We start from the raw sequence: 16,944 nt of genomic DNA on the forward strand, positions 1-16,944 counted from the left end.
TGTTTAGGATTGCCAATTAAATAACCTGTGCAGCGGTTTACTTCGCTGACTGGGCGGGCAAGATGCCCACCCCACAAGAATTTCAGTCAACAGAATACCCATGAAAAAAGGCAGTCTCAACACTGTTAAGAAACTGCCCTCTCAAAGTTTCAAGCCAATGGGTCTTACTGCAATGTGCCCGCCAGCTTGACAGGAGATTGCTGAATTTTTTCAATCAGCCATTTCTTAAAGAATTCTGTTTCAATTTGCTGCTTCAGGGTGTCGTCGAGTTGAGCGGCTTGAATTTCATCAACCTTCAGCAACCACCACTGCTCATTAATCTCGATCGGCCCAATCGATTGGCCCCAAACGCTGTTTTTAACCGACTCCTGTAGCTCTGGCGGAATTTGTCCCCGTCGCAGAGTTCCCTGCTTCACCACCACTTGGTCAGAATGCTTCAAAAAGGACTCATTCAAACATTCTGAAACAATTGCATCAAAACTGGTTCCCGAGTTCATCCGTTGCCGGAAACCGTCGGCAATTCCCTGGTTTTTGACCACAATAAAGGTCAGTTTGACCAGATCAAGAGTTTCGTGGTTTTGAGCAAAGTATTCTGAAGCGGACTGCTCGGTCAGTTGAGTTTTGAGCTTTTCTAGCTTAATTGCTTCGGTCAGCAAATTGTGAAATGCACCATAACTCAAACCCTTGCTCGTTAGCCACTCCTGAAAGCTATCAGGGGCTGTCAGATTTTCTTGGCTGCGGAAGCTCTGTACCTTTTCCTCTAGCTCTGCAATGCTGACCTCCAAATCGTCTCGGCTAGACAGCTCTTGCAGCAGGAGGTGTTGACCAACAATCTCAGTAACGAAGGGAGCGAGTTTGCTGGAACGTTGTAGATATTGCATTGCCTGTCCGAGCGAAATAGACTGCTCGCCCACCGAGAGAAAAGGAAGTGTATTGAAATCTGTCATTAGCTCAGTTCCTTTTAATTAGATCAAGTCTTCTAGAAAAGTAGGTTCTAGGTTTTGCTAATTTGAAGCATTCCCCAAAAAACGTAGGCGAAAACACTCTGAGCCTGCCCAAGTCCAACTTCAGGGAAACTACGGAAGTGGGATTAGAAGTTTCTGAGTTTTTGGGTTAGCCATTCAGTAAAACTACTTGGGAAGTACCATGATGAATTGTTTCCTCTACCCATGAAAGCAGCGATAAAATACATCAAAAACAGAAGCTTTACGAAAAAAAGACAGAAACCCAGTCTCAGTTTCAAGAACTATCAAACTTGCAAAAAGCTTGCATTCTTTGATACCAGGACTGATCTCCTGGGAATAATATCGTAGAGAGATCAGATTTTACTGAGCAGGCGATCGCCTCAAATCGTCGTCATTAGTAAAAAGAACATTTCTAAATTCATCGTTATTTTATCGATCAGGGGGATGGTATGACTTTGATGCAGCAAATGACCGATATCGCTGATACTAAAATGCTGGTTTTTATTGATTCAAAAGTTGATCATTGTCAGCAATTAATTAGCGAGATTAATCCTGGTGCCAAAGTTCATATTCTATCTCCCGAAACAGATGGTGTTTGGCAAATTACACAAGTGTTAGCGCAGCACCCTGACATTGACAGTATTCATATTATTTCTCATGGTGCGCCCGGAATCCTCTACATCGGCAATACCGAACTCAGCAGCAGCAATCTGAGATCGTACACTGAGTCGCTCAACAACTGGTTTAAGCATGCTGCCAAAACCGCTTCTGTTGTTTTATATGGTTGTAACGTCGCGGCTGGAAAAACGGGGCGGCAATTGATTGAGACATTGCACCAACTCACCCAGGCAACCGTTCGCGCTTCCAAAACACTGGTAGGACACGCTTCACAGGGCGGCAACTGGAACCTGGATCAGTATGCTGGAATTGGCAATGCCCCCCTGGCCGTTCAACCTCGTATTGCTGAGTCTTATCCAGGCACATTGTCTGCGTTTCCCGATGGTGACAGCTTTTATCGATATGTAGTTAACGATCCCAACGTCACCTTTCAAAGCATTGTTTCAACTGGAACCCGTATTTACAGAGCTACAGAGCAGAATGCCCCTGTTGGCGCACTGAAATTTGATGAAAACCATGATGGTAAAGTTGGGCTGGGTCTCACCTTTAATTTCAATTATTACGGTACTCTGGTTTCCGACATTACGATCGGCATCAATGGTGGAATTATCCTGGGTACAAACACAGGCATTATTTCACCAATCAATGCGTCCTTGCCTATCGTTAACCCCCAAACAGGAGCCAGAATACCAGCCATTTTTCCCTACTGGGCTGACCTGGATCTCTCAAGGGGGGGAGATATTTACTATCGATTTGTGGGTGCAAACGGGAATCGTTCTCTGATTATCGAGTGGAACAATGTTCGCCATGATGATTCTAATGTGACGGATGGCATTACGTTTCAGTTGGTTCTTCATGAAAGCAGCAATGAAATCACCTTCATCTACAATGACGTATCCTTTAATAATCCCAACTATGATAACGGGAAGGATGCGACGATCGGCCTGAATGGAGCTGATCAGATCGAATACTCCTTCAACACCCCCAGCCTGAGCGGTGTGCAGTCGATTCGGTTTCTTGCGGATCCGCGACTGGTCACAAACTCCTTTACTATTCAGGAAGGACAAGAGATTACGCTCACCAATCAGAACCTGAGGGCAACTGATTTTGACACCACTGTAAGCAACATCACTTACACGATTACTGACATCCAAAATGGTCAGTTCAAAGTTAATAATGTCGTCGTTTCAGGCGAAACCGTCACCTTCACTCAGGAGGATGTCAACGCTGGGAGAGTCAAGTTTGTCCACAACGGGAGTGAAAATGCCCCCTCGTTCAAGATCTCTGTCAACGATCCATACGTTGACCCCATTCCGCCATCCGTTGCGGCTCAGATCAGCTTTATCAACGTTAACGATCCCCCTGCTTTAACCAACGTTGTTCCTTCTCTGACTGTCCTGGAAAACACGGTCAATGCTGCTCCTGTATTGATTGATGGAGATGTCACCCTGTCTGATCCGGACTCTCCTATCCTGAATGGGGGACAACTCACCGTCAGCTACAGCAGTGGTGGCAGTACCGAAGATCAACTTTCCATCCGCACGGCTGGTGCAGTCAGTTTTAATGGTTCGATCGTCCAATTCAACGGGGTCACGGTGGGTAGCGTCAACCAACTCACGGATGGCACCAATGGCAAAAGTTTGATTGTGTCCTTCAACGGTAATGCAACCCTGGCGATCGTTGAAGCCATCATCGAAAGCCTGACCTATCAAAATACCTCCCATACTCCCAATGCCAACCGCACACTGTCCATTGTCGTGACCGATGGAGCCGGAGGAACCAGTACCCCCGTGTTCGTTCCGATTACGGTTACGGCAGAAAATGATGCACCAATCGTTACAATCCCCGGAATACAGACGATCGACGAAGATAGCTCATTTACCTTTGCGGGCAGCAATCGAATTTCGGTCGAAGATGTTGATGCCGGTAACAACTGGATCCAGGTGGTTGTCACTGCAACCAATGGGAGAGTTACCCTGGGTAGCACCGCAGGAGTCAGTTTCCTGAACGGTAGTAGTGGCACCAACAGTGCGTTGATCACGATGCAGGGCACGGTGAATAGCCTGAACACTGCCCTCAACAATATGGTGTTTACCCCCAACTCAAACTTTAATGGAGCTGCATCCGTCAAGATTGATGTGGACGATCGGGGTAATTCAGGGGTAGGAGGAGCCTTAACCGATAGTAAGACGGTTCATTTCACCGTTGAAGCGGTTAACGATGCTCCGGTCAATACCGTTCCTATGGCCCAACAGGTGGATGAGGACACCGATCTGATTTTTAGTGGGGCCAATGGGATTAGCGTTAGCGATCTGGACGTAAATGAAGGAACAGGACAACTTCAGGTCACGCTATCCGTCACGCATGGAGGATTGACCCTCAGTTCCATTCCCGAGGCCCTGCAACTTCAGGTAGGAACTGGCACAAACGATCGCACCATTCGGATGGTAGGGACGATCGCTGCTATCAACACTGCTCTGAATGGATTGAAGTATCGCGGTGATTTGCACTTCAACGGCTCAGATGTGCTGACGATTTCAACCAGTGACCTGGGAAATCACGGAAAAAGTGGAGCGTTAACTGATGTTGACATCATTCCGATTACTGTAATTGCGGTGAATGACCCGCCCGTTAACACAGTTCCAACCACGATTCAGAATATCAACGAAGATACCGATCTGATTTTCAGTATTGCCAATGGTAATGCCATTTCTGTCAATGACGTTGATGTCTCTGAAGGGAACAATCGGCTGCGAGTCACTCTTTCAGTCAATCAAGGACTGTTGACCCTGAATGGTGATCTCAGCGCTCTTAGCTTTTTGAATGGCGATGGGCGTGAAGATCGCACCATGACCTTTGAGGGCACGATCGCTGCCATTAATGCCGCTCTCAATGGATTGGTTTATCGGGGTAACCTGGATTACTTCGGTGCAGATACCCTCAGCATCACAACCAATGATCAGGGCAACACTGGAAAGGGCCCGACCGGAATCACAACCAATACCATTGCGATCGCCGTTGCTCCAGTCAATGATGCCCCTGTACTTTCCGGGTTTAGATCCGTCGCTACATTCGACGAACAGATTGTCAAAGCAGGTGCCGTTGTCATTGATGATAACGTTAGCTTTGTTGATGTTGATTCACCTAACTTTGATGGTGGTTTTCTGCGCGTTGTCTATAGTTCTGGCAGCTTACCAGAAGACCAACTCTCCATTCGCAACCAGGGAACCGGCGCAGGGCAAATTGGCGTGAATGGTAGCGTGATCAGCTATGGTGGGACGCAAATTGGGACGGTTAGCTCCGATGGGCGCTTTGGCAGTAGTTTAGAGGTTCTATTCAATGGCAACGCTACGGTAGCAGCAGTCCAGGCCCTGATCCAGAATTTGGCGTATCAAAATACTTCCCACACTCCCGCCCCAGAGCGCACCATTACCATCACCATCAACGATGGAGACGGCGGAACCAGCATCCCTGTCTCGACTCTGATTGTGGTGAATCCCTTCAATGATCCACCCGTGCTGGGCAACAACACTCTGACCCTCGAAGAAGGTCAACGGGTACAGCTCAATAGCAATCATCTCAGTGCAACCGATGTTGATAACAACGACGCAGAATTGGTGTTTGAGGTGAGCAACGTTCAGGGTGGGTTCTTCCTGATCAATGGCATTCAGGGAACGGTATTCACACAGCAGAACATCATCGATAACAAAGTTGAGTTTCAGCATGATGGGGGTGAAGCGGCTCCTTCCTATGAAGTGCGGGTTAAAGACGGAACCAACACAACAGTCGCTGCGCCTGCTCAAATTCAGTTCACCAACGTCAACGATGCACCCGTGCTGTCAGGATTTAGCTCAAGTGTCACCTTTAGTGAGGAGGTGGTCAAAGCGGGGGCAGTAGTGCTTGATGACAATGTCAGCCTCATTGATGTTGATTCACCCAACTTTGGTGGCGGTTTCCTTCGGGTTGTTTACAGTTCTGGCGGTTCGCCTGAGGATCAGCTATCCGTCCGCAATCAGGGGGGCGGTGCAGGGCAGATTGGCGTGAATGGCAACATTGTCAGCCACGGTGGCATACAAATCGGTACGATCGTTTCCGATGGACGGTCTGGCAGCAGCCTGGAGATTTCATTCAACGCAAATGCCACGGTGGGAGCGGTCAGATCCCTGATTCAAAACCTGGCGTATCAAAATAACTCCTCTACCCCTTCACTGAACCGGACGATTACCATCACCATCAACGATGGCAACGGCGGAACCAGCATCCCTGTCTCGACTCTGATTGTGGTGAATCCCTTCAATGATCCACCCGTGCTGGGCAACAACACTCTGACCCTCGAAGAAGGTCAACGGGTACAGCTCAATAGCAATCATCTCAGCGCAACCGATGTCGATAACAACGACGCAGAATTGGTGTTTGAGGTGAGCAACGTTCAGGGTGGGTTCTTCCTGATCAATGGCATTCAGGGAACGGTATTCACACAGCAGAACATCATCGATAACAAAGTTGAGTTTCAGCATGATGGGGGTGAAGCGGCTCCTTCCTATGAAGTGCGGGTTAAAGACGGAACCAACACAACAGTCGCTGCGCCTGCTCAAATTCAGTTCACCAACGTCAACGATGCACCCACGTTACTGGGACTGTCCAGTCTTGTCACCTTTGGCTCTTCAGCAATTAACGCACAACCTGCTGTAATCGATAACAGCGTCAGCTTTAACGATGTAGACTCTCCTACCCTGGGCGGAGGCCACCTCAGAGTGACCTATAGTGAGGGCGGCGGTTCAGAGGATCAGCTTTCAGTTCAAAACACGGGGAATGGAACCGGGCAAATTGGCTTCAACGGCACAGAGGTCTTTTTTGGTGGAGTGCAAATCGGTTCCGTTGATACGAGTAGACCTGGAACCAATGGGATGGTCTTCCAAATCAACTTCAATGATCAGGCAACGATCGCCGCAGTCAAAGCCCTGATTGAAAGCTTGACCTATCAAAACACCTCAGCAACCCCTACTGAACAACGCACGATCGCAGTCACAGTAAATGACGGGCAGGGTGGAACCAGCACGCCGAACAATGTAGTGATTGCAGTAGTTCCAGAGAACAACCCACCGGCCATCGCAGCACCCCTGTCTGGAGAAATTGACGAAGACACTCCCTTTACCTTCAGCGGTAGTAATCGGATTACGATCGCAGATGCCGATGCCGGTAGTAGCAACCTTCAGATTACCCTCACTGCCACGCACGGTAGGCTGACTTTGAGTGGAACCAACGGGTTAAACTTCCTGGAAGGAAATGGTAACGGGAATACCACCCTGAAATTCACAGGCAACCTGGTGAATATTAATCAGGCACTAGATGGATTAGTTTTTAACCCCAATTTGGATTTCAACGGAGTTGCAACAGTACGAGTTCACGTGGATGATCTGGGGAATACCGGACAGGGTGGCTCAAAGACGGATGAAGACATTGTCAGTATCACCGTTAATGCTGTGAATGATGCCCCAAAAATTCAGGTTTCTAAGAATCAGACTATTGATGAAGATACGAACTTAGTTTTTGCAGGTCAAAACCAGATTATTGTCAGTGATGTCGATTCCGAAGGAGAGATTGTTCGAGCTTCCCTGAAAGTTAGCCACGGCAGGCTATCGCTCAATGGGGACGTGACTGGACTGAGATTTATTGCAGGTAGCAGAACCAATAGCAGCGAAGTTGTGTTTGAAGGGACGATCGCCGATATCAATGCTGCCTTAGAGGGTTTGGTGTATCGCGGTAATCTCAACTTCAATGGCAGTGACACGCTGAGTATTGAAGTCAATGACCTGGGCAACACAGGCAAGGGAGGATCTCTGACCGCTAGAGAAAATGTCAGAATTGCAGTTCAGGCAGTCAATGATCCGCCCGTGAATATTGTGCCTCGAACTCAAACCGTCAAGGAAGAAGCGGCCCTGATCTTCAGCACGAACACAGGGAATGCAGTTCGCGTCACCGATGTGGATATGAAAGAAGGGACTGGAGTTCTCCAGGTTTCTTTGACCGTAACCAACGGCACCTTGACCCTGGCTCAAACCAACGGGCTGACCTTCTCCCGCGGAAACGGTACTTCAGATCTCACGATGACTTTCCGAGGCTCCATAGAATCCATCAATGCCGCCCTGAATGGTATGAGCTATCGCGGGAAGCGTGATTTCTTCGGACGGGAAACCTTAACCATTATGACCAGCGACCTGGGTAATACCGGGAAAGGAGGCGCACTGCTGGATGTGGATACGGTGGTGATCAACGTGGAGAACGTCAACGATGCACCCAGCATTTCAGGTGCTCCCGCCAACACCATTGCCCAGGGTAATTTCTACAGTTTTGTGCCAACCGCAGTGGATGTAGACGGCGATCGACTCACCTTTGCCATCAACAATAAGCCAGCCTGGGCCAGCTTTGATCCCAAAACGGGGCAGTTGAGCGGCACTCCAACGGAAGCGGATATTGGCATCATCAGCAATATTGTCATCAGCGTTTCCGATGGACAATTAACCACACGACTTTCCCCCTTTAGCCTGACTGTTTTGGATAACAAGATTAGAGGTACGCTGGAAGCCGATCAGCTGACTGGAGATGACACAAACGACATCATCATTGGCGGGACTGGCAACGACACCCTCTATGGTCTGGATGGAGACGATGTCCTGTATGGCGACGATGGCGACGATCTTCTGTTTGGAGAAAACGGGAACGACACGCTCTATGGCGGGCTGAGCAATGATTTGCTGGATGGTGGCAACGGAGATGATTTGCTCTATGGTGAAGATGGCAATGATACTTTAATTGGCGGCACTGGGCGAGACACGCTGTATGGCGGCACTGGCAATGATTTGCTGAGGGGGGGACGTGACAGCGATCGGATGTATGGTGATGCCGGAAACGATACCCTCTACGGTGATGAAGGGAATGACCTTCTGTATGGTGGCGCAGGTCACGACAAGCTGTATGGTGGTGTGGGCAACGATCGGTTGATTGGTGGGCCGGGGCAGGACACCCTGGATGGCGGTACAGGGCGGAACCAATTGACCGGGGGAGCGGGTCGAGATGTATTTGTCCTGAACCGAAAAGGGTTAGCCCTGGTTAGAGACTTCAAAGTCAAGCAGGATCGGTTGGCAATTGCCGGACTCAAAGGTCAAAAACTCTTCTCGAAACTGGGCATCAGTCAACGGGGCAAGCACACGATCATTGAGTTTGACGATCGGGTAGTGGGTCGGTTGATTGGAGTCAAAGCCGATCAAATTACGCCCAAACATTTTACTTCCGTCTAAAATCGCGGGAACCGTAACCTTCCCTATTTCGGCTCAATCGCTGATCCACCCACGAGTGATGGGCAGGGGATGGAACCAAACCACCCCCTGTATATCACAAAAATTTAGGCAGATTCCCTCTGTCAGGCTTTAGCATCGTAGTATTCAGAAATATGTTCGTAAACCTGGTCAGGAAATTGTAGATCTCGGTAAACATTGCAGGTATCTGGATCATCCGGTGTTGGGCAAATGGGAAAATCCTGCTGTTCCTGCCAATCCAGAATTCGATCGCGTTTTGGCGGGTTGTAGTCTTTCCCCTGCACTTGTAAAACCAGTGCTTTCGCCTCAGCTTCGCTCAGGTCGGGATCTTTTTGCAGCCAGCTAATCAATTCATCCTCATCTAAAAAATGGTGAGCTACCATCGCAAAGGTGAGCCGTCCATAATGCCCAATGTCTTTGCCTTCTTCCAGCGCATCGAGTAAGTGCGCCATCATTTCACTTTTACGTAATTCATCCACCTGCATGCAGCTTACTCCAACAATTTCATCATGCTTGATTCCGTTATAGAAGGTGCTGCTCAGAAAGCCGTCTATCTCAGGGCTTGTTTATAGTTCTAATGTACCTGGTAGGGGCGCACAGCAGTGCGCCCCTACGGATTATTCTGGATTGACGACCGAGCCCATAAATAGAATTGCGCCGCTCTCGTTGTCTCGAATGGCATAGAAAAAGGGGCGATCGACGGTCATGACAAACGGTTCTGTGGGAATTTGCACCGATGTGGCTCGAATTCCGATGGAGGTGACAGCCGCCGCTTCAGTGCCTTCTTCATTCACTTCAATGAAGGTTTTGTGGCGCACTTCGTTGACGAAGCTATCCTGATCGGTCAGTCCCGTTAAATCTGCAACATCTGGGTCAAACGCCATCGGCATCCCCAATGCTTTGAGTGCATCGTTAAGGCGGGTGGCGTATTCATACTTAAAGCGGGGCAGTTCTACGGTGCCATCTCGACGGGTGAAGCGGGTCATGGCAGTATCCCAATTATCGGCTGAGAGCAATTCCTGGGAGAACTGAGTCAGCGGCACATCCGCCTGGGGCAAAAAGACGTACATACTCAACCGACCCTCGCCATAGGGCAGGCTGACTGCCTGAAACTCGTCAGTTTCTTGATAGAGATAATTTCCCGACTGGCTCATCAAGGGGTGATTTTTGGTGCTGCCATCCGGTAGCGTAAACGGTCGATCGCTGGTATTGGCTTGATCAAAGGCTTGCTGCCATTCTCCCTTGAAGTACACCGCATTGATTAGAAACAAAATGTCATCCGGGCGGACTTCATCCAGAATGGTTGGAATTTTGCCCTCGGTGTTGCGATCGACCCAATCGTTGATCCGGTTCACGACAGATGGATTGGTAAAGTCCAGCGTTTCCACCTCGGCATCATAAAACGTTTGAATCCGCTGAATAAAGTCTGGCTTAAATGCCACTTCCTGATTCCCCCACAACGAGTTGGCGATCGCCAGTTTCACTTGCGGGTCAGCATTTTCCAGGAGATTTTTTAAATCTGCATTTGCCTGGTTCAAATCCTCCAGGCTCATCCCGTGCAGTTCCAGCGTTGTGGCAATTTGCTGCTGGGTTTCACCACTGGCACCGTTGTAGAGCATGGAGAGGGCGATCGCTACGCTGGTGGGCGACATCATCAGGTTTTGCTCACTGTCTTGCTGTATCAGTTGGGAAAACAGCTTGAAGCCAAACTGGTTATCGGCAGCGATCAGTTGCGGGTTGACGGCAGGAGTCGGACTCATGGTGGGAGATGGGGTTGCGGGTGGAGGTTGGGCGATCGCAGAGTTGCGGTTAATTGACCCACAGGCAGCCAAACCTGAAAGGGCAAGCCAACCTGCAAAGGCGATGGTGAAACAACGAACAGGGAATCGTGCCATACAGGAACTCCTCGACCAGTGGATGATTCTCAGCATGGCATGCCCTCAAATCCAATGTAGAAACGTTTCGATTCTAGTAACCATACAACATCAAAGACTCTGAGTTGCTGGTGAGTGCAGCTTATTCAACCCCTGAAGTTACTCCATGATCAGGCATTAACGTCTCTGCTTCTCGAAATGTCTTCACTCTGAAGCTGATTAACCCAACCCAGATCATACCGATCGCATTCAGCATATAGAGCAATGCAATCCCACTGCCCGCCTCTATGCCCACGATCGCCCCAAACATTGAACTCAAGCTTCCTTCCGCCTGCATACCGGGTTCAAACACTCGATCGGCAAGCAATCCGGCACTGAGTCCGGCTGAGGCTTCAATGACGATGCCAATTAGATAGTCCGCTGCAAAAACTCGTCCCTGAAGGTTGGGCGCAACTTTGGCATACCAGATCGCCATGTAGGAGCTAAAAATCAGGGGACTGTGCAGGGATGCTCCGAACCGAGTGAGCGCCCATAGTCCAATTCCTTGTCCCAGCCCCAGTGCCAGTTCACTCAAGCCAATGCCGATAAAGCCAACACTCATCCCCACCGTTCGACGACGAAACCCGCTCCAGATGCTTAGAGCGATCGCGCCAATCACCCCTCCAACGCCCGATGCTGCCACGACCACTCCTAAAATTTCAGCATTGCCCCCCGTTCTCGCCAGAATCATCGGCTGGTACAGCACCTCCCCCATTTGATTCAGAAAAGCAAAGGCAGACATAACGATTACCATTGCCAGCAAACTGGGCTGAACGGCAATGTAGCGAAACCCAAAGGTCGTCTCCTGCCAGAGTTTTTTACCCTTTGACACTTCCTCCTCCTTCCCGACTCCCCACTCCCGACTCCCCACTCCCTCATCCCCCTGAGGAATCGTCACCAGAAACAACGTCACCATGGCGATCGCAAAAGTCACCACATCAATTCCCGTAATACCCAATAGTCCTACTCTGGGATAAAGCAAACCTGCCAAAGCTGGAGCAAGAATTCCGGCAGCATAGTTCACCATCGTCCCCAGGCTACTGGCACGAGTATGGTGTTCACTTGGAACAATTAATGGAACGAGAGTGGAATAAGTTAGGGATTGAATATTCCCAAAACAACCAATGATCGTAGCAATCAAGTAGATATGCCAAAGTTGCAACGCTTGAAATGCTGCCAGGATGCCAACGGATATGGTACAGCAAGCCGCAGCCGCATCGCTAAAAATCAGCAGATGTTTGCGGGAGATGCGATCGACCAGTACCCCCGAAAACAGGGATATGGCAATTTGCGGGAGTTGATAGAAGACGAGAATGAGGGCGATCGCCGTTGCCGACTCGGTTTGCTGCCAGACCCAGAGGGTGAGGGCAAAGTAAGTCATGCTGCTGCCAATGGAAGATACCAGTTGACCAAACCAAAGAATAATAAACGTTCGCACAAAATCACGTTAAAACTTGAGCAGGAGCATAATAGCGATTTTCTGCCCTGGTTTTCTTTGTCAGTCGGAGATTTTTCTTCGCAATACGAACGTTTTGCCTGTTGCGCGATTCACCAGTCCGATTCTCCATCCTATAATGAATCCATCGCCCGCTACGGAGTGGAACAATCCGTGATGTTTTCATCCGTCAACCAACCCTTACCCAGTTCTGCTGAGCTACTTGGCTCGGATGATACGCCTGTGGATAATGAAGACCAAAATCTCCTCCCTAATCTGCTCCTTCTACTGTTGACCCACCTCTGGGCTGACCGCATGGACTGGTACTTTGGGGTAGATATGGCGATTTACCACACCGCCGGGCTCAATCCTCGTGTGCCGGTGGTACCGGATGCGTTTTTGAGCCTGGGGGTGGAGCGGAGAAAAGGGGGCAAATCCCGTCGCAGCTATGTGGTGTGGGAAGAGCAGGACATTCCACCGACGATGGTGCTGGAAATGGTGTCCCATCAACCAGGGGAGGAGTATGCTGAGAAGATGGCACTCTATGCTCGGCTGGGGGTGTTGTACTACGTAATTTACAACCCTGAGTTTTGGCAGCGCGATCGCCATCAGCCCCTTGAAATCTACAAATTGGAAGCTGGAACTTATCGCTTACAAATTGGTGAACCCTACTGGATGCCAGAGATCGGGTTAGGCATTGGTCGCTATCAGGCACAGGTGGGGAGACTACCGCAGGAAATCCTGACCTGGTACGATGGGCAGGGAAACCGTCATCTGAGTGCGGAAGAGCAGGAACGGCAGCGTGCAGAACAGGAGCAACGAGCCAGGGAACGGCTAGAAGCCTATTTGCGATCGCAAGGCATTGATCCAAATCAATTGCCAGAGTAGAAGCAATTGCACTTTTTGGTCACTTCTCTAACGGCAGTAATTGCTCTCTGAGTTCTTCAAGATACAACTCAGTGCCGATCGGGCCAGGTAAACCTAAACAGAGGTAAGCCGGAATGAAGTAAACCTGTTCAGATTGGCTAGCGTCCAGAGATTGGGCGATCGCACTCTTTTCCCATGCCTGCTGAAAACGGGTTAACTGGTGTTGCTGCAAACGGTTGGCATCAGCCGAATGACCTGCAACGGCAAAATCAACTCCAAATAACAGCACTAAATCGGCCTGGTTCATTTGGGGAATTTGCTCCAGGGAAATCGGCACAGAGGATTGGAGTTGGTCGGGAGTCATATCGGGGGGATAAACCAGTTGAAACCCCAAATCCTCTACCAGGGCAGCACAGTAATTTTCTTGCGGGGTGAATAGACGAACTTCAGTCATATCCGTGGAAGACAGCATCAATACCCTGGGATGGGATGCTACAAGGGGGGCAAATCGTTGTCGTGCCTGGTCTACAGTTTGCTGCATCTGGGTTAAGGCTGTTTCTGCCTGGGCAGCTCGATCCAGCACTGCGGCGATCGTCCTGAGGTTAGTCTCGGTCTCAAACCAGTCAAAGAGTAATGTCGGCGCAATTTGAGAGAGGGCAGCATACTGTTCACTGCCTAAGTGACTGGGCCCCAAAATCAAATCAGGTTGGCTTCGCAGCAGTGCTTCCAGATTGGGTGTGTAGTTTAAGCCCACATTCACAGGATGGGTGGTGATGCGATCGCCTAGATAGGGAATCTGCACCGCTGGATTGTCATAATCTCTGGTGTGAAACAAGATATGGTCAGCAAACCCAACGGGCTGTTCTTCTAAAACCAGTAACAGTTCCAGCAAATTGGGGCCCAGTACCACAATCCGTTCGGGCTGTCCGCAAACTTCAGTTTGTCCCATTGAATGGTCAAAGGTACGACAATCAGCGGTTGCATTCGGTGAGGGAGACGGGAGATCTCTCGAAGGAGCGATCGCACCACAAGCCCCGATCACGCCAGTCATTAGCCCTGTAATGCACCATCTTTGCATGGATTTTTGCCAAATCATAGCGTGATCCTGATTATCTCCCGTTGATATCCTAAAAACTGACCGAGACGGAACCAATGACAGACAACGGCTCTCCTGGTCGAATTCCCGTATTACGGTTTGCACCACTGGCACTGGTGATGTAATTCACATTAAATAGATTATTCACATTGACTGCCAATCGCCAGTTATCTCGACGGTAGAACAGGGCTGCATTAGTGAGGAAATAATCGCCCAGTTCAAAGTTATTATCGAGATTGCCAAAGCGGTTGCTGACATAGTTAACCCCCAGTCCAAATCCTAATCCCTGCAAGTCTCCCGATTGAATCGTGTAGGTAGACCATAATCCGGCACTATGGCGAGGTGCATTCAGAAGACGATTACCCACCGGAATCACATTATCCTCCGTCACCCTGGCATCGGTGTAGGCGTAGAAGCCAATCACATTCCAACCTGGTAAAATCTCGCCAATCACATCCAGTTCAATTCCCTGGCTGCGTTGCGCTCCGGTTGCCGCCGATGCTCCTGTAAGGGGATCAACGACCGTTGCCACATTGCGTTTTGTAATATCGAAAAATGCCAGGGTTGCCAGCAGATTGCCATCCAACAGTTCCGTCTTAATTCCAATTTCAAATCCCTCCGATCGCTCTGGTTCCAGAAAGTTACCGTCAATGCCTTGAGCAAGGTTGGGAACAAAAGCTTGGGCATAGCTGGCATAGAGGGAGAGGTTTTCCAGGGGACGGTACACTACGCCCAGTCTGGGAGTCCAGGCACTATTCGACTGTCCGCTTCCCTCTTCCACATTCCGAAAGTCAACGCTGTCATACCGTAGACTACCCACAATAATGACATTCTCAAGAATTGTAATCTGATCCTGCAAGAACACACCGACGCGATCGGATTCTGTATCAAAGGGAGTAAAGGGCGTGAGTCCACTCAAATCCGGTCGGGGAACCAAGCCATATTCTGGATCAAAAATATTCAGCGATGCCGGAGAAGCCAGATCAACGCGGGTAAAGGCTTCGTCAAACCGATTAAAGTTCAGATCAACGCCGATCAAAAGTGTGTGATCGATCGCTCCAGTGGCAAATTCACCCACCAAACTGGTCTGCAACGAGTAATCATCCGTCCGATAGCGGCGATCGGCAGGAAAGCGCGTCACAATGCCCGTGGCATCATCCACTGCAAAAGGCAGAAAGGTTTCTAAATTGTAGTCCTGGGCAACATAGCGAAAGCCGTTGCGTAATGTCCAGATCTGATCGAATTGGTGTTCCAGATTGTAGCCAATTGTGAACGATTCCGTGCGGCGGAAGTCATCCAGTTCATTCACAACCCGACCGGGGGGAACATCCGCCACCCGATCGCCAATGGCAACTAAACCCGTATCGAAGGGAGCCTGATCATTCAGGTATTCCAGCGAAAAAGAGAGGGTCGTGCGATCGCTAATATCCCAGGCTAAAACCGGAGCGATAAAGAATCGTTCATAGTCAGTATCAAAGTCTCGGAAGCCATCTTCTCGCTGGTAGGCAGCATTCAGACGATAGCGGAGTGAACCATCTGCCGTTAATGGGCCAGAAAAATCCAGGCTCGGACGAATTAGTCCAAAACTGCCTGCCTGAAATTGCAGTTCATACACTGGATCAAACAGCGGTTGCTCCGTCACCAGATTAATGATTCCGCCTGGCTCATTTTGACCGTACAAAATCGAAGCGGGACCCCGCAACACTTCAATCCGCTCCAGGTTTGCCGTCTCCTGTACCCCCAGGTTGTTGTAGACCCGGAATCCATCCCGCAGAATTGGGCCATTGGAAAAGGAATCCGTGGAAAATCCCCGTAGCGTCAGGGTTCCCCCTGCACCAAAGGCATCCAGACTGCCGATCACCCCGCTGACATTCCGCAAGGCTTCATCCACCCGTAAAATTTGCTGATCTTCCAAAACCTGGCGTGGAATCACCTGGATCGACTGGGGCACATCCAGAATCGGGGTATTGGTACGAGTGGCAGTGCTGGCATCAGGCACAACGTAATCATTGCCCTGCTCACCAGAAACAACAATCTGAATGGCTTCTTCTGCCGGTGCAGTAGCGATCGACTCCCCAGGAGTCACCCTGACGATCAGTTGAGCCGTTCCAGTCCGCAGATCCACCACAGGCGGTGCATCGGTTCCTGTGATGGCAATCCGCACCCGGTTGTCGGGCAGTTCGCTCATGTTAATCAGCGCAATCCCTGCTGCCGGTTGGGTAGCTGAAAACTCATTCCCTTCCGGTAAGTCCAGCGAAGCATCAGGCAGATCAACAATTAAGGCATTCCCCACCACCGTCGGTTCAGGAAGAATGAACTCACCCGAAGTTTGCAGCGTCAGTTCAATGGCTCCATCGCTTGAGTCAAGCTGGATTCCCGTGATTTGAACCACTGAACCCTGAGCAATTTGAGTTAACCCTGCCTCCCCTACCTCCGAACGATTCGCCAATGACGATCGCGGTTCCTGCCCCTGCCCCTGTTCCTGCCCCTGCCCCTGTTCCTGGACTTCCTGGGCTTCCTGAACGTCCTCAGCGATTCTCCGTTGGAGAGGCTCCGCCAACGCCTCTGTCCCCATCAACCAAACCAGCCCTGTTATTAATCCAGCAGACTGCCCAACCCAAATAATCCACTTCAACGTCATACCTACCCTACACCACAAATAGCAATTCTTCTCAACAATTCACTAAGAGATGATAGGGGGTTTGAGAACCAATTTTCTTTGTGAAATTGCAAG

The 16,944-nt window shown here is 49.8% G+C and carries 8 protein-coding genes; 2 read left to right on the plus strand and 6 right to left on the minus strand.

Going from position 1 to position 16,944, the window contains the following annotated elements:
* Positions 1–164 precede the first annotated feature (164 nt).
* Entirely contained in the window at positions 165–947 is a 783-nt protein-coding gene (locus ACM1PF_RS01850; protein WP_416671885.1) for a peptidylprolyl isomerase, read from the minus strand.
* A gap of 467 nt (positions 948–1,414) precedes the next feature.
* Between ACM1PF_RS01850 and ACM1PF_RS01855 the strand changes: the two genes are divergently transcribed.
* Positions 1,415–8,881, plus strand: coding sequence for a DUF4347 domain-containing protein (locus ACM1PF_RS01855; RefSeq protein WP_416671886.1), 7,467 nt, complete (start codon positions 1,415–1,417; stop codon positions 8,879–8,881).
* A 122-nt stretch (positions 8,882–9,003) separates the two neighbouring features.
* Here ACM1PF_RS01855 and ACM1PF_RS01860 read toward each other — a convergent pair whose 3' ends face one another.
* From ACM1PF_RS01860 to ACM1PF_RS01870, 3 genes are all read right to left on the minus strand, one after another.
* Positions 9,004–9,384: a hypothetical protein gene (locus tag ACM1PF_RS01860; RefSeq protein ID WP_416671887.1), complete on the minus strand. Its 381-nt coding sequence runs from the start codon at positions 9,382–9,384 to the stop codon at positions 9,004–9,006.
* A gap of 132 nt (positions 9,385–9,516) precedes the next feature.
* The gene (locus ACM1PF_RS01865; protein WP_416671888.1) at positions 9,517–10,794 is read right to left on the minus strand and encodes a serpin family protein; all 1,278 of its coding nucleotides are present in this window, start codon (positions 10,792–10,794) and stop codon (positions 9,517–9,519) included.
* Between the two features lie 121 nt (positions 10,795–10,915).
* A complete protein-coding gene (locus ACM1PF_RS01870; protein WP_416671890.1) occupies positions 10,916–12,250 on the minus strand; it encodes an MFS transporter in 1,335 nt (444 codons plus the stop codon).
* 174 nt (positions 12,251–12,424) lie between these two features.
* Between ACM1PF_RS01870 and ACM1PF_RS01875 the strand changes: the two genes are divergently transcribed.
* Positions 12,425–13,135 carry a Uma2 family endonuclease gene (locus ACM1PF_RS01875; protein WP_416676536.1) on the plus strand — a complete coding sequence of 237 codons (711 nt, stop codon included), beginning with the start codon at positions 12,425–12,427 and terminating at the stop codon, positions 13,133–13,135.
* A gap of 19 nt (positions 13,136–13,154) precedes the next feature.
* On the opposite strand, the gene ACM1PF_RS01880 is transcribed toward ACM1PF_RS01875, so the two are convergent.
* Positions 13,155–14,210 carry an ABC transporter substrate-binding protein gene (locus tag ACM1PF_RS01880; protein ID WP_416671892.1) on the minus strand — a complete coding sequence of 352 codons (1,056 nt, stop codon included), beginning with the start codon at positions 14,208–14,210 and terminating at the stop codon, positions 13,155–13,157.
* 31 nt (positions 14,211–14,241) lie between these two features.
* A complete protein-coding gene (locus ACM1PF_RS01885; RefSeq protein ID WP_416671893.1) occupies positions 14,242–16,845 on the minus strand; it encodes a TonB-dependent siderophore receptor in 2,604 nt (867 codons plus the stop codon).
* Between the last annotated feature and the right edge of the window lie 99 nt (positions 16,846–16,944).

Source organism: Egbenema bharatensis FJBBOT/2019 (genome assembly GCF_048077055.1).
GTDB lineage: Bacteria > Cyanobacteriota > Cyanobacteriia > Elainellales > Elainellaceae > Egbenema > Egbenema bharatensis.

Coding starts and splice junctions, on each gene's coding strand:
- ACM1PF_RS01850 (WP_416671885.1), bottom strand. CDS start 947: ATGACAGATTTCAATACACTTCCTTTTCTCTCGGTGGGCGAGCAGTCT.
- ACM1PF_RS01855 (WP_416671886.1), top strand. CDS start 1,415: ATGACTTTGATGCAGCAAATGACCGATATCGCTGATACTAAAATGCTG.
- ACM1PF_RS01860 (WP_416671887.1), bottom strand. CDS start 9,384: ATGCAGGTGGATGAATTACGTAAAAGTGAAATGATGGCGCACTTACTC.
- ACM1PF_RS01865 (WP_416671888.1), bottom strand. CDS start 10,794: ATGGCACGATTCCCTGTTCGTTGTTTCACCATCGCCTTTGCAGGTTGG.
- ACM1PF_RS01875 (WP_416676536.1), top strand. CDS start 12,425: ATGTTTTCATCCGTCAACCAACCCTTACCCAGTTCTGCTGAGCTACTT.
- ACM1PF_RS01880 (WP_416671892.1), bottom strand. CDS start 14,210: ATGATTTGGCAAAAATCCATGCAAAGATGGTGCATTACAGGGCTAATG.